Raw genomic sequence first — 23,326 nt, 5'->3', positions numbered from 1 at the left:
TGAGGAGCAATTTTTCAAGGTTAAAATTGTGGGATGCGGTTTTGTGTGAATCACATTGGAATCATTGCTTAAACTTGGTTCGTGTGAAATCAAGAATGATAATGACTCCATGGCTACTCCTTTTCAGTATTACGGTTTAACTGACGGTCAAAATACTCATGGTATGCATCGTGAATCTTGTTAGCATATTCAGGTAATGAATAAATTTTGTTAGTTGCAATCAAAGCTAGGATTGGTAAGCCACATGCTTCTTCGATTGATAAATTAGAGACTTCTATCTTGTAGTTTGAGGAATCGCATTCGTCAAATACCAGGATATGTTCATCTACAGCTGTCAGCTTTAGTCCACACTCCAACGCATCCTCATGAATTAACTCTACAAATAGTTCAGTATCAAATAGATACTTTGATTTGTTGTATATCGTTCTTTGGCAATCAATTGGTTTATACTTCAGACTTATTGATTCAAGACTACCACTTCCTAATATTTTGTTTAACTCAATCTCAATGGATTCAAACTCTTTAGTGCTTAATTCTTTTCCTTTAATCATTGTACTAATTTTTATTATTCTATAAGTATTATCTAAACTAACCCAGGGACTTAGGTTCGATTATTTTCCATGTATTTTCGATACTTTAACCGTATGTGAGAAGTGATTATATCAGGTCCTCTGACATAAACTTTACCAGTTTTAGGGTGTGGTTCAATCCAGAAATCACCATTGTAGAGCTTTCGGAATTCACCAACTTCACTTGTTTGCAAACTGAGCTCTTGCCTATTAGCTTTAATTGATATATAGCCATTTTTGGCCGCTTCTTGCTTAAGCTCGTGAGCTCTTGATTTGCTAATACCCAACTTGGATGAAAGCATGTTAGCTGACATCCAATCACTTCTTAATTTTAGAATTGATTGACATGAACCCCCATTTGCTGATTCCTCAATTCTACTTTTTAGATTCTTGTTTTTGAGTTGGTTTTTATGTTTTTTAATCTCAGCCGAAACAATAGCAGCTACTGAAAATGGCCTGAAGGAATAAAGGAAATCTGGAGCACATTCGACAAATTGATTTCCATTACAGTTTTCTAGTTGGCAAACAGTGTTAAAGGAACGTGGATAGTAATTGTTGGGCGGCTTAAAGCCAATCCAGTTGTTTTCTACGAGCTTTTTTAATGCAGTATTTATTGTTTTCCAAGAGGATACTAAAATTACATCCTCCAGGAGAGTATACTTCAAATCAGAGGTTAGCTCTAATCTACCATTACAGTAGAACTTCATAGCCAAATAAACTTGTAATTCTCTGAGTCTTCTTTTGAAACATTTCTCTAAAAGACATATAGGTACATATAGTGTAGGATAATATTCTTGGATAACCTTATTCATTATCCCAATTTTGATCAATCAACCAAGCATCTATTTCCTTCTTTATGAATCGAAGACCAATTTTTTTGGTGTAAGGGATCTTCCCTTCATTTTTATAGTTATATATCGTCTGGGGTTTTACTCCAAGGTATTCAGCAACTTCATCGACTGTCATGACCTCCTTGTATAGATTTGCTGTTTCTCTTGTCTCTACAGATTCTTTTAGGTGATCTAAGAGAAGCGAGATTTTACCTAGTTCTTGATGTAATTGAAGAAATGGGTTCTGTAGTTCGTTCATTTGAACCCAAAGTAAAAGCTGGTAAAATATTCAAGTAGACGCTAAGTGGACCCCGATTTTATTAATCTTTTGTATCAAGTGATTTAAGATCAATAGATGCAAGTTCTTGAGCTTTAGAGTTAAATGATAATAGGTGATAAACTCTATTAATATCTGCACCAATTCCTTTTTGATTCAATATTTCTTGGAGTTCGAGTCTTCTCCATTGCTTACTAAATTTTTTAATCTTGTTCTGACTAGCTTCTTTTTCAAGGAAGTACTCAATACATTCTGCAAAATGAATTCTTGGAATAATATTAATCACCTTGCTTCTATCCAAATAGTATAAATAAAGAGCAAGCTGTCTATCAGATTTGATTTTATTCTTGTTTTCTTTTTTTAATACATGGAAGTTAAACCAGTCTTCTTTGGAACATAGCCAACTTTCGAATCGTCGAAGATAGATTCCATCTCTATTAACGTAAAAAAGAATTCCTTCCATCAGATTGAAGAACAAATCAGAAATTGTTTCATTCTGTTTTTTCCTTAGAACAAATTCTTTTTCTCTACGATCAAATGCTTTCTCATACCACCAATCTAATGTAGACTGAATGTTCTCTCTTTGAGACAGGTGTTTAGCAAAAAACTGATGACGATTTAATTTAGGAATCTGGTTTGGTGTGAACTCTAACAAATAGGTGGCGTAGATTTGTTCGATATGAGGAAGTAAGAATTGGTATTCAGTAGCCATCTCGTCAAATTCGTCTATTGCTCTTCTATTCATAGCTCAACACTCAATATCAATGATTGTGGAGATTAAATCCAGAAATGTTGTGCAAATTGTTGCGCAAGTTTAAACAAAAAAGGCAGTCACTTTACGTAACTGCCTGACTTATAAGCTCTCCCTCTTGGACTCGAACCAAGGACCCTCTGATTAACAGTCAGATGCTCTAACCAGCTGAGCTAAGGGAGAAGATTTCCTAAAAAGGAGTGCAAATGTAAACATCCATTTCACAATTCTCAATGCACTCAATCAAAAAAAAAATTATAACTGAAAATCATTTATATTCAGCCATATTGGCATGATATTTTTCAATCGTTTCACAATAACAAGACATTATGACATGAAAATGAATGATTTTCGGTATTGGTATAAAATTCGATCAATTGATAATCGACAATTGAATTTGTAAAACTTAAATCATAAGAAAAATGGGACTTATAAAGTACAATGCGAACGATTACAGACCTACGAGCTTTAAAAGTTTCGTAGACAGATTTTTTAATGAAGATTTTGTTGGAGGCAGTGCCCCATCATTTTCACCAAGAGTAGACATTGCAGAATCAGAAAAAGATTTTGAAATTCAGCTACATGTACCTGGGATCAAAAAATCAGATTTCAATATTGATTTGAACGATGATCAAATCACTATTAGCGGCGAGAGAAAGTTTGAAAATGAAAAGAATGAGAAAAACTACCATAGTGTTGAGAGCTATTACGGATCATTCAACAGGACTTTCTACTTACCGGATGTAATCAACAAAGACAAAGTAGATGCTTCTTATCAAGATGGAATTTTGACCATTACACTGCCAAAGGATGAGAAGAAAACAACTAAAAAGCAAATAGCAGTTAAGTAGTGTTTTGAGTAGGTGATTTAGGGTGTTCGCATTGCGAGCACCCTTTTTTTGTTAAGAATGGTTAACGTTTATTTTATTTCATTAGTTAAACAAAACCATATTGGCACTTTTACGGTATAACCATAAGCAAAAAGGATGATCATATGAATAAGAGAAGTTTAATATTGGCCATGATGTTTTCCTCACTTTTTGGAGGTATTGTGGCGGTGGTAGGATTTTCCATTATTTCACCTAAAGAAACAATTATTCAGTCAACCTCAGGCGAGGCAAACCCTGTCAGCTTGACTAATTATGTCTTTGATTCTGCGGATTTTATTGTTCCGGATGGACTAAACTTTGTGTTTGCTGCAAAAAACGCGACAAACTCAGTCGTACACATTCGCACTACATATCAGAATGGAATGAGAGCAAACAGTCCATTTAATGATTTCTTTAAGGACTATTTTGGCGAGCGATATGAAAGAAGAGGTGGTGAATCAAGGGGTGCAGGATCCGGTGTAGTTATTTCTCCAGATGGGTTCATTGTAACAAATAATCATGTGGTTGAAAATGCAGATGAAATAGAGGTAGTGCTTAATGATAATAGAAGCTATCAAGCCAAAGTTGTAGGAGTAGATGAAAACACAGATTTGGCTGTTCTGAAAGTAGATGAAAATAATCTCGTGCCTATCAGATATGGAGATTCAGATCAGATTAACATCGGCGAATGGGTGCTTGCTATTGGCAACCCCTATGAATTCAGATCTACTGTAACAGCTGGAATCATTAGTGCAAAAGGCAGAAATATTAACATACTGAATGGTAATTATAAAATTGAGTCGTTTATTCAGACTGATGCAGCTGTAAACCCAGGAAATAGTGGAGGTGCATTAGTGAATCTAAGAGGTGAACTCATCGGTATAAATACAGCTATAGCTTCCCCTTCAGGAGCTTTTGCAGGGTATTCATTTGCAGTTCCGGTTAGCTTAGTCAAAAAGGTTGTAAGTGATTTAGTTGAATATGGCACTGTTCAGCGTGCACTTTTGGGAATTTCCATTTATGATGTAAATGCGCAAGTTGCTGAGCAAAATAATCTCAGCGTTTTAAAAGGAATTTATGTAAATGGAGTGATGGAAGGAAAGGCTGCTGATAGAGCTGGAATTGAGCGAGGAGATGTGATTGTGGCCATTGATGACAAAGCAGTGAACAACGTTGCTCAACTTCAGGAGCAGGTGGCGGTAAAACGCCCAGGCGATGAAGTGGAAGTGAAGTTTATCCGAGATGGTCGTGAAAAATTTGTTATAGCGAAACTAAGAAATGAAGAAGGAACGCTTGATATTGTAGAGTTAGCTTCGGAGTATCGAATAGAAGGTGCAACATTTGCCGATGTATCTGACGAGCTTAAAGAACAATTAGCTATAGATGGTGGAGTTCAGGTTACTGAATTGGGTGATGGCAAATGGAGAGATGTTCGAATGAAAGAAGGCTTTATTATCACAGGAATAGACAATGAAAAAATCAACAGCATCAGAGATCTAGAAATCTATTTCAACAGGACGAGAACAGACGGAATTCTCATAGAAGGAGTTTACCCTGATGGCAGTAAGGCTCACTATGGTCTTGGCCTTTGAGTAAAAACAATTAAAAAAATAGGTCTGTCTGGAAAGGCAGACCTTTTTTTATTCCATATTTTCGAGAAGTGAAAGATGTGATTGTTATTGGAGGAGGATTGGCAGGTTTACTAAATGCCATCCAATTAAGACGTGCTGGCCTCAATGTGTTGCTTTTTGAAGAAAAGAAATACCCATTTCATCGTGTGTGTGGAGAATACATCTCCAATGAAGTCATTCCTTTTTTGAAAAAACACCAGCTTTACCCTGAGGAACTTGATCCCTCTGTCATCTCACAATTTCATCTCTCATCCATCTCTGGCAAAAGCCTTCGCATGCCATTGGATCTGGGAGGCTTTGGAATCAGTCGGTATGCATTTGATGCATGGCTTGCCGAAAAAGCTAAAAATGAAGGTGTTGAATTAATTCATGACCGAGTCGTCGATTCCATATTTGATGGTAATTCATTTACTATAAAAAGTAAATCGGGTGACCAATACCACGCTACTTTGGTTGTAGGAGCATTTGGGAAAAGAAGTCTGCTAGACAAAAATCTGGACAGGTTATTTCTTCGAAAGAGATCACCATATATCGGAGTTAAATATCACATCAAAACCGATGAGGTTGATTCATCCGAAATTGCACTACACAATTTTTATGGAGGCTATTGCGGAATCAGCCGAGTAGAAAATGATGTATTCAATTTATGTTACTTGTCTCACCGATCCAACCTTAAAACTCATGGTTCCATCCCTGAGATGGAGAAAGGATTATTGGCGCAGAACCCTCACTTGAAAAAGATTTTCAGTCATTCAGAGATCCTTTTCGAAAAGCCGGAAGTAATAAATGAAATTTCCTTTGAAAAAAAGGAGCCGGTCTTGAATCATATACTGATGTCAGGTGACTCTGCTGGAATGATTACACCTCTTTGCGGTAATGGAATGGCAATGGCCATACATTCTTCCAAGATCTTAAGTGAATTGATAATTGAAAACCTCAAGGAGGGATTAAACAGATCAAAATTGGAGCATGATTATGCTTCGAAATGGAACAACCAATTTGCACAAAGACTCTGGGCGGGAAGACATATTCAAGCACTATTCGGGTCTTCAATTGTTTCCAGCTCAGCGGTTGGTCTAGGCAAAAGCTTCCGCCCCTTTGCTAGTTATCTCATGAAACAGACACATGGTGCTCCATTCAGCTAAGCCTCAAGTAAATAAAGAAAGCGTTGAGCACAGCGGATGATATCAAATTTAGCCTCATAGTAGAGCTGTAATCTGCCTTTGTTCGATCATTCCTGACTCTGAAATACCATGAGCCAAAATATAGAAGCACCGGAAACATTGCAGCACTAAATAAGAGGCCTGTATTCAGTGAGAACTCATTCATGAAATAGAAGAAGAATCCACCACTTGAGATCATAAAAGATAAAGCAGTGAAATGGAACGTCCCCAATATGCCAAGCTTTTGACTGATTGTGATGTCTCCCCTTTTCATATCTTCATCATGCTGATAAATTTGAGTCATTGGGTAAGAACCTAACAATAACATTGTACTTAAAATACCAGGAAATTGAATGCTCCAATTAAGTGACTCTGAAAACGAAATATCGTTGACAGCTATGTAACTAAGCAAGAAGGTGAAGTATCCTTGAAATACCCCTGCTGCAAGCCAGCCAATGAGCGGATATTTTTTGAGTCGAATGCTGGGGTGACTGTATGCCTTAGATACAGCACCATAAATAAAAATCATCAAGAGAAACTCGAATGATATAACTAAAGCCAGAGCCAGCCCCAGTGCATCCATTAGTAGAGATACATAATAGAGCTGCCTACTCACTTTTGGAGGATGCTTTAAGCCACCGATACTTCCTTCATCTTTGTCGAAATAAGAGTTGTATCCATTACTAGCTGGATATACCAGTAAATGAAGAATAAAAAAGCTTAGGATTAGATTTTGTTGGTGAATGTGCTCAGAGACTGCTACCGCCAATAAAAAAACGGGTAAAAGGAAAAATGAAAATGGAATTCGTAGATGAAGTATTGTGGATTTTTTCAAAGGATTTAATCTTCTCGGCTAAAAGTTGGTTAATATTAATGAACTAGTAGCAGATGCCCGCATACATTAATCATATTGGTACGGCTCTTCCGCCAAACTTGACTGACCAAAATCAGATTGCAGATTTTATGGTTAGCCATCTACGATTGGATGAGAAAGAAGAAAAAAAGCTAAGAGTACTATATCGTGCGAGTGGAATAAAGCAGAGATATTCTGTGCTTAGAGACTTTAGTGAAAACTTAAACGGTCAGAGTTTTTTTAAAGAAGATGTGGCTTTCCCTTCTGCCAAACCCAGAATGCTCATCTACCAGCATCACGCCATTAATTTAGCTAAAGAAGCCTGCCAGCAAGCAATGAGTGCTTCGTCCATTAAAAGTGAAGAGATATCACATTTGATAGCGGTTAGTTGCACAGGTATGTATGCACCAGGTTTGGACATAGAGTTGGTAGATAAATTAGGATTAAAGACTTCCACTCAACGGACTTCTATAAACTTCATGGGATGCTATGCTGCATTCAATGCGATGAAAGTGTCCCAAAATATCATTGAAGCTAATTCAAATGCGAAGGTATTAATCGTTTGTGTGGAGTTGTGTAGTATCCATTTGCAAGAAAAGAAAGATGATGAGAACCTCCTGGCCAATGCCATATTTGGTGACGGTGCAGCCGCTATGATTGTATCATCACAACCTTCGGAGCGCTCTTTAGAAATGCAAAACTTCTATAGTGATTTAGCACTGGACGCACGCGATGAGATGGGATGGTATATTGGAGATCACGGATTTGAGATGCATCTCAGCAGTAAGGTACCAGATGTCATAAAAGAAGGAATTGGCGAGTTGACCAACAGTCTCTTAGAAAAAATCCAATTGAAGATTTCAGACATAGAATTTTTTGCGATTCATCCAGGAGGAAAGCGAATTTTAGATGTAATTGAAGAAAAGCTGCAAATCACGAAAGACCAGAATAGCAACGCGAGAGAAATTTTACGCACACATGGCAATATGTCTTCTCCTACTGTACTTTTTGTTATTAAGTCAATATTGGATGGCTTGACATCAGCAGATGATCAAAAACATCTTTTGAGCTTTGCTTTCGGACCGGGATTAACATTAGAAAGTGCAGTGTTAAAAACCCACGTACATGCTTAAGAATCGTTCCGAAGAGCTTGAAATCATGGATGACCTGAATATCTCGGGTCCTGTGATTGCACAAACACTTCAGGAGTTAAATACTATCAACAAGCGACTTGGCGGAAATCAGATTAGTATTTCTGCGTATAAAGAGTTCTTAGAAGGAAATGAATCAATTACATTGGCAGATTTGGGGTGTGGTGGCGGCGATATTATGGTTGAAATGGCAAGGTGGAGTAGGAAAAGTGGCCTTAAACCATCGTTTGTTGGGATTGATGCCAATCCACATATTGTTGAATATGCGAAAGATAACACGAAAGAGTATCCAGAAATCAAATACCAATCGATCAATATTTTTAGTGAAAAATTTAAAAAGCAGCGATTTGATATCATTCATTGCTGTCTTTTTGTTCATCATTTCAGCACCATAGAGCTGGTTTCATTATTTAAGCAGTTTAAATCTCAAGCCAGTAAAGGTGTCATAATAAATGATCTACATCGGCATCCATTGGCGTATTGGAGCATTTTGCTCCTAACCTCCCTTTTTTCAAAATCAACAATGGTAAAGAATGATGCATCTGTTTCTGTTGCTCGTGGATTTAAGAAAAGCGAATTGATAGAAATTTTAAATAAGGCTGGAATTAAGAAATATCAATTGAGTTGGAAGTGGGCATTCCGTTGGAAGTTGGTCTTTTAGCTATCGCCAATCACCAAAAATCAAATTTCCTTTGGCATTTTCATCTTCAGATTTAAAGAAATTATTAAGGCCATCAACCATTTCATCTGCGGAAATGAAGTTGTCGCCATTCGTATCCAACTCGTCAAAGCCCTGAAAAGCCATTTTATGAGAAATATTGTAAATGGTAAGCATGTTGGCATATTCTTCCTTAGAAATCAGGCGATCTCTATTCATGTCGAAAAGATCGAAAATATGCCTTGAAGTTCTATGAATGTAGTGATTCAGGATTGCATCGTCACCAGATTCTAGCTGATCTCTAAAAAATGCAATCCAGTCCCAAAGGGTGAGACTCAGTTCAGGATTGTGGAGGTCTGTCAGCAATTGAACAAACAGGCGATGAGATTTAAGAAGGATAAGGCGAGCGCTCCTCGAGTTCTCATTGAGCTTCAATTGCGCAACTATCTTCTTACCAACGTTTACAAAATCGTTGGGTTGAAGCTGCCCATTCCGATCGATATCCAGAACATTAAAGAGGTGATGAACCTTTCTTTTTTGAGTTTCAGAAAATACGAATCGGGGGCTATTTGGCTCTGTGGTGGTAGGGCTCCCCATTTTTCTATCCTCAATTTACAAAATAATTTCTACCCTAACATGCATTTCGTAGCTTTGCGCCCAATTCTTAACAACATGACGAAATGACCCAGGATATTCAAACGATTTTAAAGCGACTTCAAGTAGACGCAGATAATAAAGGAGCCGCCATTGGCCACAAATGGTTAGACTCCAAAGGAGATAAGTTGACCTCTTATTCACCAGTCAATGGAAATGTGATCGCAAATGTGACGCTGGCTGACAACAAGGCCTATGATCAGGTAATAAGTGAAGCTCAGGCTGCCTTTAAGGAATGGAGATTACTCCCAGCACCGCAAAGGGGAGAAATAGTCCGGCAACTGGGCAATGAGCTCCGTGAATTCAAGCAAGAACTTGGATCACTAGTTTCATACGAAATGGGCAAATCTCTACAAGAAGGCCTTGGCGAGGTACAAGAGATGATCGATATATGCGATTTTGCAGTTGGTCTCTCACGTCAACTATACGGACTTACCATGCATTCAGAAAGGCCTTCTCACAGGATGTATGAGCAATGGCACCCGCTTGGTATTGTTGGAATTATTTCTGCCTTTAATTTCCCAGTGGCTGTATGGTCTTGGAATGCAGCTCTTGCATGGGTTTGTGGCGATGTGTGCGTATGGAAACCTTCAGAAAAAGCACCTATCTCTGCAATAGCTTGTCAGAAAATAGCACAACGAGTATTCGAGAAAAACGGTGTGCACCCTGGGGTTTGTGGACTGGTAATTGGTGATGCTGAGATCGGAAAAAGATTAGCTGCTGATACTCGAGTGCCATTAATATCCGCTACAGGTTCTACCAGAATGGGTAAAGCTGTAGGAGAAGTAGTAGGCGCACGACTTGGTAAGCACATCCTTGAGCTAGGTGGCAACAATGCAATCATTATTTCAGCGCACGCAGATTTAAATATTGTAGTTCCTGGAGCCGTATTTGGTGCAGTTGGAACTGCAGGCCAAAGATGTACTTCAACAAGAAGACTAATCATCCATGAAAGTCAATATGAGGAAGTAAAGCAACGACTAGTAAAAGCGTACGGTCAATTACGAATTGGCGATCCTTTAGATGAAAACAATCATGTAGGTCCGCTAATTGATACTGATGCAGTAAAAATGTACCAAGCAGCCATTGAAAAAGTGAAAGCTGAAGGTGGGAAAACCGTGATTGAAGGTGAAGTACTGACAGGAGCTGGATATGAATCTGGATGTTACGTGAAACCGGCAATCTATGAAGCACAAGCTGATTATGAGATTGTATGCAATGAAACATTTGCCCCCATACTTTATTTAATCAAATACACGACAATCGAAGAGGCTATTGAAATTCAAAACGCAGTACCTCAAGGTCTCTCTTCTGCAATCATGACGACTAATATTCGAGAGTCTGAGTTGTTCTTATCACAAGCAGGATCTGATTGTGGTATTGCTAATGTGAATATAGGAACATCAGGTGCCGAAATCGGTGGAGCATTTGGGGGCGAGAAGGAAACGGGCGGTGGACGTGAGTCTGGGTCTGATGCTTGGAAGGCATACATGAGACGACAAACCAACACAATTAACTATTCCACTGAGCTTCCGCTAGCGCAGGGAATCAAGTTTGAACTTTAGTAGAAACAACAGAATGCCACTTCTTATGGAGTGAAAATCAATAGTAAAAAAGGTCTGCTGGTGTAGACCTTTTTTTGTTCCTTTTTTGGCAAATAGAAAGTTGTACAATTTCGACTTTAAAACCACAAACCTTCCGTTATAAACGAAGGTGCAAACGATCAATATCTCACCTTTAGTGTGTTAAAAATTGATTATTTTTAAGGAAGCAATCGCTTGCCACCTTAAAACAAAAAATAAACCGCCATACTGTACTGGAATGTATAATTCCTTACAGTCAAATCTTTTCAAAAGCCCCTAAAAACTATATCATGATAACTGCCAAACCGAAAATGACCCTTTGGGCCCTTAGCCTATTTACTCTTTTGATAATGCCTGGCCAATTAATGGCACAGCAGGATATCGAAATAGTTGACGTTTCTATTTCTGAGCAATTGGAACCTGGAACATCAATTACTGTAGATATAATAATCTCCAATACTGGCGATGCCACATTAAACTGGTCTGCTGAATTAAGTGATACATATGGCAGAGGTGGAGGAGTGAGTTTTTCAAAAGCAGATTTTGCTAACTGGCTCTTGCCTGTAAATCAAGACCGTATTTCGGACAATGTCTGGCTTGCCCGCGGAGACACCAAAAGTATCTTCAATGCAAAATCAGAAACCACTTCTGATAACAATTCTCCTAGCGATACTGAGTGGGCATTAGGAATCTTCAATGATGCCAGCACATTTGATACGTTCAAAAATATGCACGGAAGTGATCCACAATCCTTGATAGGGAATACTGCCACACTTCATAACATAAGTGATGACAATTATTATGAAGTAGATTTTTCCGCATGGACTGGAGGCAACGCAGGTGGAGGCTTCGCCTATACCAGGTTTGAAATGTTTCAATATCTGAATTTCACAACAACTAATAGTGGCGCAATAGCGGCAGCTGGTCAGACAACTTTATCCATTGAAATTTCAGCAGAAGATTTAGCATCAGCCATGTATACCGGAAGCCTCACGGTTACAAGTGATGACCCTGATGAAGCCACAATTGTTATACCTATTGATCTGGAAGTTTTAGAGAGTGCAACTTTTGAACTTTCTGCAACTTCATTTTCACAAACTATGACAACTGATGATGCATCAGTTGAGCAAACATTAACCATTTCAAACAATGGAGCTTCTACATTGAATTGGACGTCTAGTGAAACCAGCAATAGACCTGGAGGGATGTCAGGCGTTTCATTAAGTAACTATAGTGGAACCGTTGAACCAGGCGAAAACCAGGAGATCACCATTACATTCTCAGCATCAGAGAATTATGAAGGCATGTATGAGTGGCCGATAACAATGTATTCGAATGATCCTAATAGCGAAGAGGTTTCAGTAATTGTTACACTCGAAATTATAGGTGTTCCATCTATACTTATTGAAGAATATGAACCAGTATTCGACGATACTTTTGTTGACGCGACCACTAGCAAAACACTCACGGTTATAAATGAGGGAACCGGAACATTGGAAGTCTCAAACATTGCCAGTGATGCTTCTCAATTTGTTCCTACAAAATCAAGTTTATCCATTGCGCCAGGAGAATCTGATGAGATAGACGTGCTATTTTCACCTGATGCAGTCGGCAATTTTTCAGCTAACCTAACCTTCTCATCCAATGATTCAGAGAACGCAAGTTTGGTTACAGGTGTCAGCGGAGATGGAATAGCTGCACCGGCTATTAGTGTTTCTCCATTAAGTTATTCAGAAACTATTTCTACCTCAGATAATCCATCTAAGACGGTAACGGTGAACAACTCAGGTGCTGGTGAGTTAGAATGGACGATAAATATTAATGCAGGCGCCATTGAGCCTAATGGCACTTCTTTTGAAAAAGAAGATTATGCAGACCCATCTCTGGAAGCAAATCAAGATCGAATTACATCTACTGTTTGGTTGACGCGTGGTAGTAGCCAACCATTGTTTAACTACTTTGAAGAAACATCATGGAGTGAAAGTACTGCTACTATTAAATGGGCTCCAAGCGCTACGGCGGATGCTTCACCAGAAGATTACACCTCGTTATCGGACGCGCTTAATGGTAATATTGGAAACGAGATTCAATCAACAACTATGTCTCTCCATTTATTGGATGAAGATCGATATTTTGATTTAGAATTCCATACCTGGACAAGAAATTCAAATGGTGGTGGTTTCTCATATACAAGAAAAGAAGTAAAGCAATGGCTGAATGTTGATGAAACTATCATAGAAGGTGATGCCAATATAACTTCGTCATCTGCAAGTACAATGTTTGACCTAGACATTGATGGTTTGGTGATGTATGAAGGTGATTTTGTTGGCAAAGCTACAATCTCATCGAATGATCCATTAGAGGCAGTCCAGATAATTACTGTCAATGTAAGCGTCAGTGGTACACCAGATATCACAGCAACAGCTAGCACGGCTTCAACTTCAGCAGTTGTTGGTGGTTCTCAAACAATTGAGATCCCGATTGAGAATGCCGGAGATGGCTTTCTAACAGTTTCTAATATCGTTTCTGACAATGCCGTACTAGTACCGAGTGAAACAAGTTTTACGATAGCACCCTTTGAGACCCATTTACTTGAGGCAACCTTCTCGCCACAAGCGGTACAGATTTACGACATTGATCTGACTATCTCAAGCGACGATCCGGTTAGTTCGAGTTACGTGATTGATGTAACTGCTGAGGGATTGGAAGCACCAAGTATAAGTTTCTCGGCAATAACTTTCAGCGCAACCTTAGGAGCTGGAAATTCAACTACTCAGTCATTGACAATCTCTAATAATGGACTTGGTGATTTAGATTGGGATGTGGGGGAAGTATACTTCGAAAAGGCAAATGGTGCTGATTTCACGCTAGCTGAGAATCAGGATCGGATCTATGATGATGTCTGGATTACGCGAAGAGATTATGAGCCAATATTTAACTACTTTGAGACTACTGACTACAATTCCAATAGCGAAACCATTATGTATGGGGATGGAGCAACAGGTTCTTTATCTTTTAGTGATTACTCCCCGGATTTTCAAGACGCAACCAGCGAATGTGGTTCTTGCTTAGAAGGCAATGTTTTGTCTCTTTACCTCGTCGATTATGATGAATACTATGATTTGGAGATAGATTTTTGGCAAAGCAATGAACAGGGCGGTGGTTTTTCTTATCTAAGAAGATTGGCTTCCCCATGGCTTTCACTAGATACGTATAACGACAATCTGGGAACAGAGGGATCCAGCGAAGTTGGAGTAACATTTGATGCGAGCAATCTCTATGCTGGTAACTATGAATTTGAATACGAAATTCAATCGAATGATCCTGCCAATCCTGCGACAACTGTTACTTTCATGCTTGAAGTGACAGGTATACCAGGCCTTTCCATTGACGAAGGAAGTGTTTTGAATTTTAACGATCAGTTTGTAGGAACTGCCGGGACCGGGTCACTTATTGTCCGAAATACAGGAACAGCTACGTTGGATATATCAAATATCCAATTCGATGATGCGGCTTTCTCTGTATCCGCCACAACAGCCACTGTTGAGCCAGGAGCGTCTGTAACGCTGGATTTGAGTTTTGAACCATCTGCTGAGCAGGCGTACAGTGCTACTGGAACCATTACCAGTAACGACCCTGACGTTACTTCAACATTCAGTGTAAGCGGAACAGGTATTGCTATACCTGATGTGAGCATCGATGTTTCCTCCTTTGATGTCGAACTTATTTCGGGAGGTTTGATCGAAAAATCATTCACTATCACTAATAACGGATCAAATTCCGTAAACTGGGAAATAGACAAAATTATATTGAGTGGATCCAGTGAGGTATTATTCGAAAAAGAAGATTATGCCGATTGGACGCTGGAGGTCAATCAGGACCGTATAACCGATAATATTTGGATCACTAGAGCCAATGAGCGAGGACTTTTCAATATTGCGCAAGAGACGTCATATACGAATGGAAGTAGAGACCGAATAGCAATTGAGATTGAGATACCGGAAGAAAATGATGCGTCCCCACTTGGAACACTTTGGTCCAATAATGCAACTTATGATCAATCGGAAGAAAGCAATTACGATTCATGGAGAGACGCTGCAGATGGATCACCAGATAACTTACCAGGAAATACTTTATCCATGTTGGTCACAGATGAAGATAGATATTTTGATGTTGAGTTTTTAAGTTGGACTGCCGGCGAATGTTGTGGAAATCCCAATGGTGGTGGCTTTGCTTACAGGCGCTATGAAACAGTGTCATGGATGAAGAATTTCTCTTCTACAGGAGGTGCTATCGATGCAGAGGCGACGGAAGATGTAAACTTCAAAGTGGATGCTGATGGAATTGACGCGGGAGAATACACTGCTACAATTGTCATTTCAGATGGCCTTAACACGTACGATATTGATGTTTCACTAACTGTACTAGGTCTCCCTGAAATTTCTGTGGAGGAGGAAGCAATTGATTTCGAGACAGTGTTTATTGGAGATGCTGAAACAAAAGAGTTCGCAATAGAAAATAATGGCTTTGCATCCTTAAACATTTCAAGTATCACTTCTGATGAAACTGCCTTTACAGTAAGTGAAGTCTCTTCTGTAGGTTCCGATGAGAGTGTAATCATTGAAGTAACTTTTATACCGACCGACGCGGTTAATTATAGTGGCATCCTGACCATATTAAGCGATGACCCTGCAAATCCGTCGATTACAATTAACCTATCAGGATCAGGTTCGAATCCTCCAGCGTTGAACGTTGACAAAACTTCTTTAGATCAGACCTTATTCTTTGGAGCATCCGCATCACAAACCTTTACCATTTCTAATACTGGTGACGCAGATCTGGAATGGAATCTGGGAGTATCTGGAGGAACTGTAGAGTTTTCAAAAGCAGACTGGGCTGATTTTACATTAGCTGAAAATCAAGATCGAATTACTGACGATGTTTGGATTACACGAGGTGATTCTAAAGGAATTTTTAATATCGCTCAGGAAGAGGAATATTCAAACTCAAATAATTCCCCTGTTGGAACACTTTGGGGATATGGTGCAACTGGCGAAGTAGGAGAAGGTGGCGGAGAGTGTTGTTTTGAGATTGCTAGAGCCGCGCTTGTTATTGATATTGGAGAGGCATTTTACTCTGACTGGAGAGATGTAGTGGGTGGTAGTCCATCACCGGACAATATCTACTCGATGTATTTGCCCGATCATGACCTTTATTATGATGTAATGTTCACTTCTTGGACAGAAGGGAATGAGGATGGAGTACCACCAGGAGGTGGATTTAGCTACAGTCGTACACCAATATTTTATGAATATGACGCTATTTCTTTCTCGCAAACTGAAGGTGTAATCACGCCAGGACAAAGTCAGGTGGTAACAGTATTCTTCAACCCAACTGGAACATTTGATGGAAAGTTCGAACTTGACCTCCAGGTAGAAAGTAACGATCCTACAGGACCAGCCGAAATACCACTTTCTTTAAATGTGAATGGAATTATTGTAGAAACACCTATTGAAGATCAATTGATAAATGAAGGTTTCAGTAGCACAAATATTGATATCTCTGGACTCTTTATTGACGCTCAGGATGATCCGCTGAATTACACAATCGAAAGCTCGAATGGAGCAGTTGCCTCAGCTGTAGAAAGTGGGGAATCCCTGACAGTGACGGAGGTTGGAACGGGCACGACTACACTTTCAATAACTGCTGAAGACGGCAAAGGAAGTTCTGACTTATTTGAGTTTGATTTTCGAATCAATGCGATACCAGTTGTAAGTGCTGGAATTGCAGATCAATCCTATGAAAATTCTTTTGGATCAGATGCTTTTGATATGAGCGCAGTATTTAGTGATGCCGACGCTGGTGATGAATTGAGTTATAGTGTCTCTACTAGCGCAGCAGGGGTGGTCGATGCAGCGGTTGCTAGCGGGATACTTACTGTTACTGAGATGGGTCCTGGCACGGTAGACGTAACGGTTACGGCAAATGACGGATTTGGAGGAGAGATTTCTGATGTATTTGAAGTATTTGTAAATAAGATTAATCAAACCATCACTTTCGGAGCTTTAAGCACAGTATCTGAGGATGTTGGTTCTATTTCTCTTACGGCTACAGCCTCATCTGGTTTGACCGTATCTTATCAAAGTTCTAACACATCAGTTGCTACTGTATCTGGAAGTTTACTTAATATTTTAAGTGATGGACAGACAACAATTACTGCCTCGCAAGTGGGGGATGCGGCGTACAATGCTGCAACAGCGATAACACAAACGTTGGTTGTAGAAGCAGTACTTGGTGCAGGTGATCTCGAGTCTATCGAGGTTTATCCGAATCCAGTAGATGATTTCTTAACAGTCGCAAATGAAGCTGCTGCCAAGATCGAAATCTATCACTTGGATGGTAAACTTGTGCTGACACAAGAGATTTCAGAGAAAGCCAATTTGTCAGAATTAGAACAAGGCGTGTACCTCATTAAGTTGAAGGATAAGGATGATGCAGAAATCTACACTGGCAGACTTGTAAAGAAATAAGTTTTAAAGACAAACTAAGGAAGCAATTAGCTTAAGGCGGATTGCAAATAAAGGCGACCCAAAGTGGGCCGCCTTTTTTATTTGTCATTACCTACAAGCTGTGCTTTTTTGCAGTTTACTTTCGTAGCTTCTCGCCGCAACAGAAAAACATCGGATCAGGATTAAAATAGCCCGGTAATATTTCCGTCCTTATCAATATCGATTTTCTCTGCAGCGGGTACTGTTGGTAAGCCGGGCATTCTGAGCATTTTACCAGTAATAGGAATTATAAATCCGGCACCAGCCGCAATTTCAACTTCTCTTACATTTAATGTGAAGTTTGTTGGTCTGCCATAGGATGAAGCATCATCTGAAAATGAGTTTTGTGTTTTTGCCATGCAAACAGGGAACTCAGAAAATCCAAGTGCATCGGCCCGTTTCAATAATGCATTGGCACTTGCACTGTATACAACCTCTTTTGCACCATATATCCGCTCTGCTATCGACTCAATTTTTAGTTTGAGAGAATCCTTCAACTGGTAAGTTGGTATAAAATCAGAGCTGCATGATTCTGCTGCGCTTACCACTTTTTGTGCAAGTTCTTCCATGCCTTTACCCCCATTTTTCCATCCATCTGAGTAGGCAATCTCCACCTTGAGATCATTGCAACGATCGATGATAGACTGTATTTCCTCTTCCGTATCTGCTAGAAATTTATTAATCGCGACAACTACAGGCACACCAAAGGACGTGATGTTCTCTATGTGTTTCTCAAGATTGCCAAGACCGTCTAAGACGGCCTTTGTATTTGGAATTTCAAGTTGATCCTTTTTTACTCCTCCGTGGTATTTCAGAGCCCTCACAGTAGCTACTAAGACAACTGCCTTTGGGCTGATTTTGCCAGCCCTACACTTTATGTTAAAGAATTTTTCCGCACCTAGATCTGCCCCAAAACCGGCTTCCGTAACTACATATTCTGAGAGTGAGAGACCTATTTTGGTGGCTACAAGTGAATTGGTTCCTTGCGCAATATTTGCAAAAGGACCACCATGAATAATTGCTGGATTGCCTTCCAGTGTTTGGACCAGGTTAGGTTTAATGGCATCTTTTAAGAGAGCAGCCATAGCACCATGAGCGTTCAGATCTTTTGCGAAAATGGCTTCACCAGCAAATGTATCCCCCACATAAATGTTGCCCATTCGTTCCTTCAGATCTGCCAGGTCCTTGGCAAGACAAAGGATAGCCATGATTTCAGAGGCTGCTGCAATGTTGAAACCGGACTCTTGTAAAAACCCTCCTTGTTTACCTCCAATTCCTGTAATGATGTGCCTCAATGAGCGATCATTCATATCCATTGCCCACCTCCACTTTACTGTTCGTGGGTCTATGCCGAGATTTCTAGACCTTCCGTAGATGTTGTTATTTATAAGAGCGGATAAAAGATTATTGGCTTTTTCTACGGCAGCAAAATCACCATTAAAATGAAGGTTTATATCCTCCATTGGGATGAGTTGAGAATATCCACCACCAGTAGCTCCTCCTTTAATTCCAAAAACAGGACCTAGAGAAGGCTCTCTTAGTACAGCTACTGCTTGTTTACCAATACGATTGAGGCCATCAGCCAAACCAACTGAAACAGTCGTTTTACCTTCACCGGCGGGGGTTGGTGTAATGGCTGTGACGAGGATCATCTTACTTTTTTTGATCCTATCTTCATCGATATAGGAAAGTGGGATTTTTGCCTTGAAACGTCCGTATTGCTCTATTTTACCATTAGTAAGCCCAAGCTTTTTAGCAATTTCATCAATAGGTTGAAGGGTTGCAGCTTGCGCAATTTTAAGGTCTGGGTTTATATTGCTCATTGTGTCATTTTTTCATCAAAATAGATCAACAGAAAATTCCAGCATATGATGAATATCAATCACATCACTGCCAATTATCTCTTTATCGTACTGAAATATACCACTAGAACATTACTTTAATTCTTCCAATATGCCTGCAATTTGTACTATATGACGGTCTTCGTGTACTAGGATGAAGCGAAAGCATTCCGGAACGTAAAACTTGACCTTTTCACCAAGGGCAGTTGGCATTTTGATGTTCTTTAAATTTTTAGCTCTCGCCTGTTTGATCAGATCATTGAAGGTTTCTTTGTTTTTAAGAAATAGGTCTAGCGTCTCATGCTTTTTTTCAGGCTCTGTCACTGGATTGAAGAAATCAAACGTCTTCATTTTGAATCTGCGTTTTTTTCCTTTGGGTTTCATCATATAGATAGATATTCTGCCCATTAAGGTTGATTGACTTTCCAAAATCTGATTGTCAGAGAGTAATGGGGCCGATGAGATTGCTCTTTCAAAGTTGTCAAGGTATTTTTCATAGACCCTGTTTAAATGGCTAACCACTTCGAGAGGCGACCATTTTTTTTCATTTGATTTCCAATTGAGTGTGGCATGGGGTAATTCCCCAACATCTGACTTGATATAGTTTTTTATCCTATTAGATTGCTGTAAGAGTTGTTCGAAATTTACTTCCATAATTTGAATTTTTGATGAAACAAAGCTCATCCAACAGATCAAAAATAAAATTGATATAGATCAATTAATCGCGAAGTGCTCTTAACCTGCTGAAAGTCTCGGGTGTCATATTTAAATAGCTTGCCAGATACTTTTGCGGTATTTGAAGTAATTCCGGAGGACATCTTTGTGTAAATGCATCAAATCTTTCTTTAGCAGTTGACGACATAACTTCCACCTCCCGGGACATTCTACCAAACAATATCGATTCAATAAAGTAAGTTCTCCATTTGTAAAATTCTGGAAACTGTTCAAATAGTTCTAAATAACCTTGTTTAGTGATACCAATCATCTCCGTAGGTGAAAGAGCTTCAAGAAAAAGCTCCGAAGGCTTTTCTGATAGAAATGAATCATATACTCCTGAGATATTTCCAGAGTAGGAAAATCCTAACACAACTTTCTCTCCTTTCTCGTTCAATCTATAGATGCATTGAACTCCAGAAATCACCAAATAGAAGTAGCGAGCCAAACCACCTCCTTCAACAATCATTTCTTTAGTTGTATATTTTTTTAATTGAAAATGATCATCCAGAAAAGAATAAGCGTCCTCGGAAATAGCAATGTATCTACCAAAGGTTGCATCAAAGAGGCTCTTTTTATTCATAGGTGAATTTAAGGTACGGGAATAAAAAAAGCGACTCTTTATGAGTCGCTCCGATCTCCTGACAGAAATTGTTCTTAATTTCTATTGCCCTATTATCCAATCTTCATCCGGTGTACCATAGAAACAATTTGGAATAACAGGAAATTCGGATGTAATAACATAGTAGTATGTCCCATCAGGATATTCCGGAGTTACTCCGGTCCGTCCATTACATTCGTCTAGATCACCTAGACCCTGCACGTACTCAAAATCTTGAATGTATGATCCATCATGGTTGCCATCAGGATAGTCTTCACCAGCAGTTCCGGTGCCTGATCGCGGACCACTTTTCAATTGATAACTGGATACTAATTCTACAATAGTGCTGGCAGGATCATCTGGATCGCTGTATCCAAACTTGTAGTAAATGGGGAACCCATCTGCCGCAAACCCATAAATCAAAGAGTGTCTGGAGTCATCTTCTTCAGTAGCTAATCCTACAATGTCACCATGGTAATGATAATTACCTTGAGAGGTTACATGAGCACCAAAAGCATCCAAGTCGGTTTCTCCTTCCTCTGTCACTTTCGCCTGCCATTCCCAGTTTTCCTCCCCGGTATCTGGATTTTCCCATGGCTTTAGTCCCATTGGATGGAACTCAATTCCATTTGTAGCCATTCCAAATTGCCAGAAATTTTTATTCATTGGAGTTGGTGGCCCGGTTTCGTCATAAACATAAATGGCTTGATTGGTATATTCCGGTGTGAGATCAAAAGTTCTGGTAACTTCTGAGGGTAGGAACTCTTCTCCATTGTCTCCTTCATAATTGGGGAAGTTGCCAGTGGCATGGTTCGGATACTGGTTTGAAGTTATGGTTCTTAAATCTGATGATATTTCGAAGCACACCTGATTTTCAGTGGTACTTGTTGCAATACAGACATCAGTCATAATGCTACTTGTGATTTGGCTATTATCAAAACTGCCTCCAGAAACTGGCACTACTTTAAAGAAGTATTCTGAGCTGGATTGTAGCAACGAAATATTTAGTGAGCTGGAGGAGTTCCCATTATAGACAACTTGTTCCCCGTATCCAATATAAGTTGTGCTTGCCAGGTCATTACTATTGGCTGTGAAGTCATCAAAAGAATCTTCAGTATTAATAAGCACGATGTAATCATCTACTCCAGTGTCAGTCCAATTATTTATGCCGATAGTACTTCCAGTAGGTGTTCCATAAGTCAAAGTGATGTCAGAAGCACTTCCACCTCCTCCATTAGTATCATTATCTGTAATGGTTATCGTAGCTTCTGACGTGCTTCCAACAGACAAAGTAGACGGAAGAGTACCTAAGGAGAAAATGATCGTCTCATCTTGCTCCACATCGGTATCATCAGTAATTATAATTTGAACATTAGCGGACGATTCATTGCTTGCAACAATGGCGGTAGTTCCGCTTACTTCGTAATCGCTATCATTAGCTGTGCCACCTAATGAGAAAGGGATGCTGATGGCGCTCCCTGAAGTATTTGTTTCACTTAGAGTGATAGTGAAACTTGCTGTTCCTGCAGATTCAAGCACCGATGATTGTGAAACTGAAACTGCAACAGTTGCTGAAAAATCTGTGATGCCCTCATTAGAATCACCTCCACAGCCAGCGAGCAGAGCCAATGCAGTAGAGCCAATAAGGAGTAATAATAGGTTCTTAATCATAATAGTAGTTTATCGTTTATTCCTTGTATGAAGCAGTCGTAGAAGTACGCTTGCTATTAAGTCTAAATGACCGGGTACGATCATTGAGTTTGAGTTTCATGATGTTATCATGCCCATCAATGAAGTCGATCATGCACGTGTTGGTCATTTTCACTTCTTTAACATCATCAAGAATTAGATTGAGTTTACCTCTGATAAAAATATTTTCCTCTGAGTATTCAATTTCATTTATCTCAAATGCAGTGCAGTTACCATCAATCTCAATAGCCACTTTGTCCTGCAGGTATTCCCACGTTATTTGCTCGAAATGTTCATCTTTAAACCTTGATGGAAATTCATTTTTAAGCGTTTGAGAGAAATAATACCGATCTGCCGACACGTTCATTACCAATCCACAGTCACCTTCATATATTTCGAATATTGCCATTCTAATATCATGGCCATATAAAGTGCCAAACAGGAGTATCAGAGTTACACTTAATAGTCTTTTCATGATGGAAAAAGTCATTTGGAGATTAGATGCCGTGAAGTTGAGATTACTTGCGTCCAAGAGTCAAAAAATGCGCAAGGATATAATGAAAAGAATGATAGCCAATCAGTTTGAAAAAGTAGTTGTAATCAGAAGTCTAAGAGATGATACGGTAGAATGAAAAAAGCGACCCACCACGAGCCGCTCTATTCACACCCGAAGGTGCTCCGCCTTAGTACTACCTAAATAGTATCTACTTTCTACTTTCAAATAATATTTTTCTAATCTCAAGAAGCATAAAAAAGCGGTTCACTTAAGAACCGCTCTGTGCATCCTGATGGATGCCCGCCTAAGTATCACTACCACGAGATACTCTAATTATCAAATTAGATGCCTCAAAGGTGAGATACTTGTGTTGGGGTAGAAAATGTTTTGGGGTAGCAAAAGGTTAGCATTAACCATTTTTTTTGATGTAATAACTTTGCTTCAATAA

At 39.3% G+C, this 23,326-nt stretch carries 19 protein-coding genes and 1 tRNA gene; 8 read left to right on the top strand and 12 right to left on the bottom strand.

The features are described 5' to 3' along the window. Window positions 1-113: 113 nt before the first annotated feature. The 5 genes from ABJG98_RS18265 to ABJG98_RS18245 all read right to left on the bottom strand — a co-directional run bounded on the left by ABJG98_RS18265 (window position 114) and on the right by ABJG98_RS18245 (window position 2,610). A complete protein-coding gene (locus ABJG98_RS18265) occupies window positions 114-551 on the bottom strand; it encodes a hypothetical protein (protein WP_348280993.1) in 438 nt (145 codons plus the stop codon). Window positions 552-601: 50 nt separating this feature from the next. Then, window positions 602-1,381: a hypothetical protein gene (locus ABJG98_RS18260; protein WP_348280992.1), complete on the bottom strand. Its 780-nt coding sequence runs from the start codon at window positions 1,379-1,381 to the stop codon at window positions 602-604. Then, window positions 1,374-1,658: a helix-turn-helix domain-containing protein gene (locus tag ABJG98_RS18255; RefSeq protein WP_348280991.1), complete on the bottom strand. Its 285-nt coding sequence runs from the start codon at window positions 1,656-1,658 to the stop codon at window positions 1,374-1,376. The genes ABJG98_RS18260 and ABJG98_RS18255 overlap by 8 nt, the downstream gene beginning before the upstream one ends. Window positions 1,659-1,719: 61 nt before the next feature. Beyond that, window positions 1,720-2,421 (bottom strand): hypothetical protein, encoded by a 702-nt coding sequence (locus ABJG98_RS18250; RefSeq protein ID WP_348280990.1) that lies wholly within the window; start codon window positions 2,419-2,421, stop codon window positions 1,720-1,722. 115 nt (window positions 2,422-2,536) lie between these two features. Continuing rightward, window positions 2,537-2,610: transfer RNA gene (locus ABJG98_RS18245), tRNA-Asn, on the bottom strand. 239 nt (window positions 2,611-2,849) lie between these two features. Between ABJG98_RS18245 and ABJG98_RS18240 the strand changes: the two genes are divergently transcribed. From ABJG98_RS18240 to ABJG98_RS18230, 3 genes are all read left to right on the top strand, one after another. Then, window positions 2,850-3,278: an Hsp20/alpha crystallin family protein gene (locus tag ABJG98_RS18240; RefSeq protein WP_348280989.1), complete on the top strand. Its 429-nt coding sequence runs from the start codon at window positions 2,850-2,852 to the stop codon at window positions 3,276-3,278. 143 nt (window positions 3,279-3,421) lie between these two features. After that, window positions 3,422-4,888 carry a Do family serine endopeptidase gene (locus ABJG98_RS18235; protein ID WP_348280988.1) on the top strand — a complete coding sequence of 489 codons (1,467 nt, stop codon included), beginning with the start codon at window positions 3,422-3,424 and terminating at the stop codon, window positions 4,886-4,888. Between the two features lie 68 nt (window positions 4,889-4,956). Further along, window positions 4,957-6,072: an NAD(P)/FAD-dependent oxidoreductase gene (locus ABJG98_RS18230; RefSeq protein WP_348280987.1), complete on the top strand. Its 1,116-nt coding sequence runs from the start codon at window positions 4,957-4,959 to the stop codon at window positions 6,070-6,072. On the opposite strand, the gene ABJG98_RS18225 is transcribed toward ABJG98_RS18230, so the two are convergent. Next, window positions 6,065-6,925 (bottom strand): UbiA family prenyltransferase, encoded by an 861-nt coding sequence (locus ABJG98_RS18225; RefSeq protein ID WP_348280986.1) that lies wholly within the window; start codon window positions 6,923-6,925, stop codon window positions 6,065-6,067. The genes ABJG98_RS18230 and ABJG98_RS18225 overlap by 8 nt on opposite strands. 53 nt (window positions 6,926-6,978) lie before the next feature. On the opposite strand from ABJG98_RS18225, the gene ABJG98_RS18220 reads away from it, so the two are divergent. Next, on the top strand, window positions 6,979-8,076 hold the full coding sequence (locus tag ABJG98_RS18220) for a type III polyketide synthase (RefSeq protein WP_348280985.1): 1,098 nt from the start codon (window positions 6,979-6,981) through the stop codon (window positions 8,074-8,076). Then, entirely contained in the window at window positions 8,069-8,755 is a 687-nt protein-coding gene (locus ABJG98_RS18215) for a methyltransferase domain-containing protein (RefSeq protein WP_348280984.1), read from the top strand. Before ABJG98_RS18220 ends, ABJG98_RS18215 begins: the two co-directional genes overlap by 8 nt. Here the strand turns inward: ABJG98_RS18215 and ABJG98_RS18210 are convergent, their stop codons facing one another. Next, window positions 8,756-9,349, bottom strand: coding sequence for an EF-hand domain-containing protein (locus ABJG98_RS18210; RefSeq protein ID WP_348280983.1), 594 nt, complete (start codon window positions 9,347-9,349; stop codon window positions 8,756-8,758). Window positions 9,350-9,432: 83 nt separating this feature from the next. Here ABJG98_RS18210 and ABJG98_RS18205 point away from each other — a divergent pair, with 83 nt between their 5' ends. Both ABJG98_RS18205 and ABJG98_RS18200 read left to right on the top strand, forming a co-directional pair. Then, window positions 9,433-10,971 (top strand): aldehyde dehydrogenase family protein, encoded by a 1,539-nt coding sequence (locus tag ABJG98_RS18205; protein ID WP_348280982.1) that lies wholly within the window; start codon window positions 9,433-9,435, stop codon window positions 10,969-10,971. Between the two features lie 308 nt (window positions 10,972-11,279). Beyond that, a complete protein-coding gene (locus ABJG98_RS18200; protein ID WP_348280981.1) occupies window positions 11,280-17,519 on the top strand; it encodes a choice-of-anchor D domain-containing protein in 6,240 nt (2,079 codons plus the stop codon). 161 nt (window positions 17,520-17,680) lie between these two features. On the opposite strand, the gene ABJG98_RS18195 is transcribed toward ABJG98_RS18200, so the two are convergent. The 5 genes from ABJG98_RS18195 to ABJG98_RS18175 form a co-directional block, all read right to left on the bottom strand. Then, window positions 17,681-19,360 carry a formate--tetrahydrofolate ligase gene (locus ABJG98_RS18195; RefSeq protein ID WP_348280980.1) on the bottom strand — a complete coding sequence of 560 codons (1,680 nt, stop codon included), beginning with the start codon at window positions 19,358-19,360 and terminating at the stop codon, window positions 17,681-17,683. A 111-nt stretch (window positions 19,361-19,471) separates the two neighbouring features. Then, on the bottom strand, window positions 19,472-20,032 hold the full coding sequence (locus tag ABJG98_RS18190; RefSeq protein ID WP_348280979.1) for a DinB family protein: 561 nt from the start codon (window positions 20,030-20,032) through the stop codon (window positions 19,472-19,474). A 64-nt stretch (window positions 20,033-20,096) separates the two neighbouring features. Then, on the bottom strand, window positions 20,097-20,675 hold the full coding sequence (locus ABJG98_RS18185; RefSeq protein ID WP_348280978.1) for a Crp/Fnr family transcriptional regulator: 579 nt from the start codon (window positions 20,673-20,675) through the stop codon (window positions 20,097-20,099). 81 nt (window positions 20,676-20,756) lie between these two features. Continuing rightward, window positions 20,757-22,364, bottom strand: a complete 1,608-nt coding sequence (locus tag ABJG98_RS18180) for a YHYH protein (RefSeq protein WP_348280977.1) — start codon at window positions 22,362-22,364, stop codon at window positions 20,757-20,759. A gap of 16 nt (window positions 22,365-22,380) precedes the next feature. Further along, window positions 22,381-22,857 carry a DUF6702 family protein gene (locus ABJG98_RS18175; protein ID WP_348280976.1) on the bottom strand — a complete coding sequence of 159 codons (477 nt, stop codon included), beginning with the start codon at window positions 22,855-22,857 and terminating at the stop codon, window positions 22,381-22,383. Here ABJG98_RS18175 and ABJG98_RS18170 point away from each other — a divergent pair. Beyond that, window positions 22,856-23,014, top strand: coding sequence for a hypothetical protein (locus ABJG98_RS18170; protein WP_348280975.1), 159 nt, complete (start codon window positions 22,856-22,858; stop codon window positions 23,012-23,014). The genes ABJG98_RS18175 and ABJG98_RS18170 overlap by 2 nt on opposite strands. Window positions 23,015-23,326 lie beyond the last annotated feature (312 nt).

Origin of the sequence: Ekhidna sp., assembly GCF_039960695.1 — a bacterium.
Taxonomy (GTDB): domain Bacteria; phylum Bacteroidota; class Bacteroidia; order Cytophagales; family Cyclobacteriaceae; genus Ekhidna.
This window is presented reverse-complemented; position numbering and strand designations above follow the sequence as displayed.

What these genes read in the sequence shown, in the direction of transcription:
- ABJG98_RS18210 (WP_348280983.1), bottom strand. Translation starts at nt 9,349, where the DNA reads ATGGGGAGCCCTACCACCACAGAGCCAAATAGCCCCCGATTCGTATTT.
- ABJG98_RS18195 (WP_348280980.1), bottom strand. Translation starts at nt 19,360, where the DNA reads ATGAGCAATATAAACCCAGACCTTAAAATTGCGCAAGCTGCAACCCTT.
- ABJG98_RS18240 (WP_348280989.1), top strand. Translation starts at nt 2,850, where the DNA reads ATGGGACTTATAAAGTACAATGCGAACGATTACAGACCTACGAGCTTT.
- ABJG98_RS18185 (WP_348280978.1), bottom strand. Translation starts at nt 20,675, where the DNA reads ATGAATAAAAAGAGCCTCTTTGATGCAACCTTTGGTAGATACATTGCT.
- ABJG98_RS18205 (WP_348280982.1), top strand. Translation starts at nt 9,433, where the DNA reads ATGACCCAGGATATTCAAACGATTTTAAAGCGACTTCAAGTAGACGCA.
- ABJG98_RS18190 (WP_348280979.1), bottom strand. Translation starts at nt 20,032, where the DNA reads ATGGAAGTAAATTTCGAACAACTCTTACAGCAATCTAATAGGATAAAA.
- ABJG98_RS18170 (WP_348280975.1), top strand. Translation starts at nt 22,856, where the DNA reads ATGATGGAAAAAGTCATTTGGAGATTAGATGCCGTGAAGTTGAGATTA.
- ABJG98_RS18260 (WP_348280992.1), bottom strand. Translation starts at nt 1,381, where the DNA reads ATGAATAAGGTTATCCAAGAATATTATCCTACACTATATGTACCTATA.
- ABJG98_RS18180 (WP_348280977.1), bottom strand. Translation starts at nt 22,364, where the DNA reads ATGATTAAGAACCTATTATTACTCCTTATTGGCTCTACTGCATTGGCT.
- ABJG98_RS18265 (WP_348280993.1), bottom strand. Translation starts at nt 551, where the DNA reads ATGATTAAAGGAAAAGAATTAAGCACTAAAGAGTTTGAATCCATTGAG.
- ABJG98_RS18200 (WP_348280981.1), top strand. Translation starts at nt 11,280, where the DNA reads ATGATAACTGCCAAACCGAAAATGACCCTTTGGGCCCTTAGCCTATTT.
- ABJG98_RS18255 (WP_348280991.1), bottom strand. Translation starts at nt 1,658, where the DNA reads ATGAACGAACTACAGAACCCATTTCTTCAATTACATCAAGAACTAGGT.
- ABJG98_RS18235 (WP_348280988.1), top strand. Translation starts at nt 3,422, where the DNA reads ATGAATAAGAGAAGTTTAATATTGGCCATGATGTTTTCCTCACTTTTT.
- ABJG98_RS18250 (WP_348280990.1), bottom strand. Translation starts at nt 2,421, where the DNA reads ATGAATAGAAGAGCAATAGACGAATTTGACGAGATGGCTACTGAATAC.
- ABJG98_RS18220 (WP_348280985.1), top strand. Translation starts at nt 6,979, where the DNA reads ATGCCCGCATACATTAATCATATTGGTACGGCTCTTCCGCCAAACTTG.
- ABJG98_RS18175 (WP_348280976.1), bottom strand. Translation starts at nt 22,857, where the DNA reads ATGAAAAGACTATTAAGTGTAACTCTGATACTCCTGTTTGGCACTTTA.
- ABJG98_RS18215 (WP_348280984.1), top strand. Translation starts at nt 8,069, where the DNA reads ATGCTTAAGAATCGTTCCGAAGAGCTTGAAATCATGGATGACCTGAAT.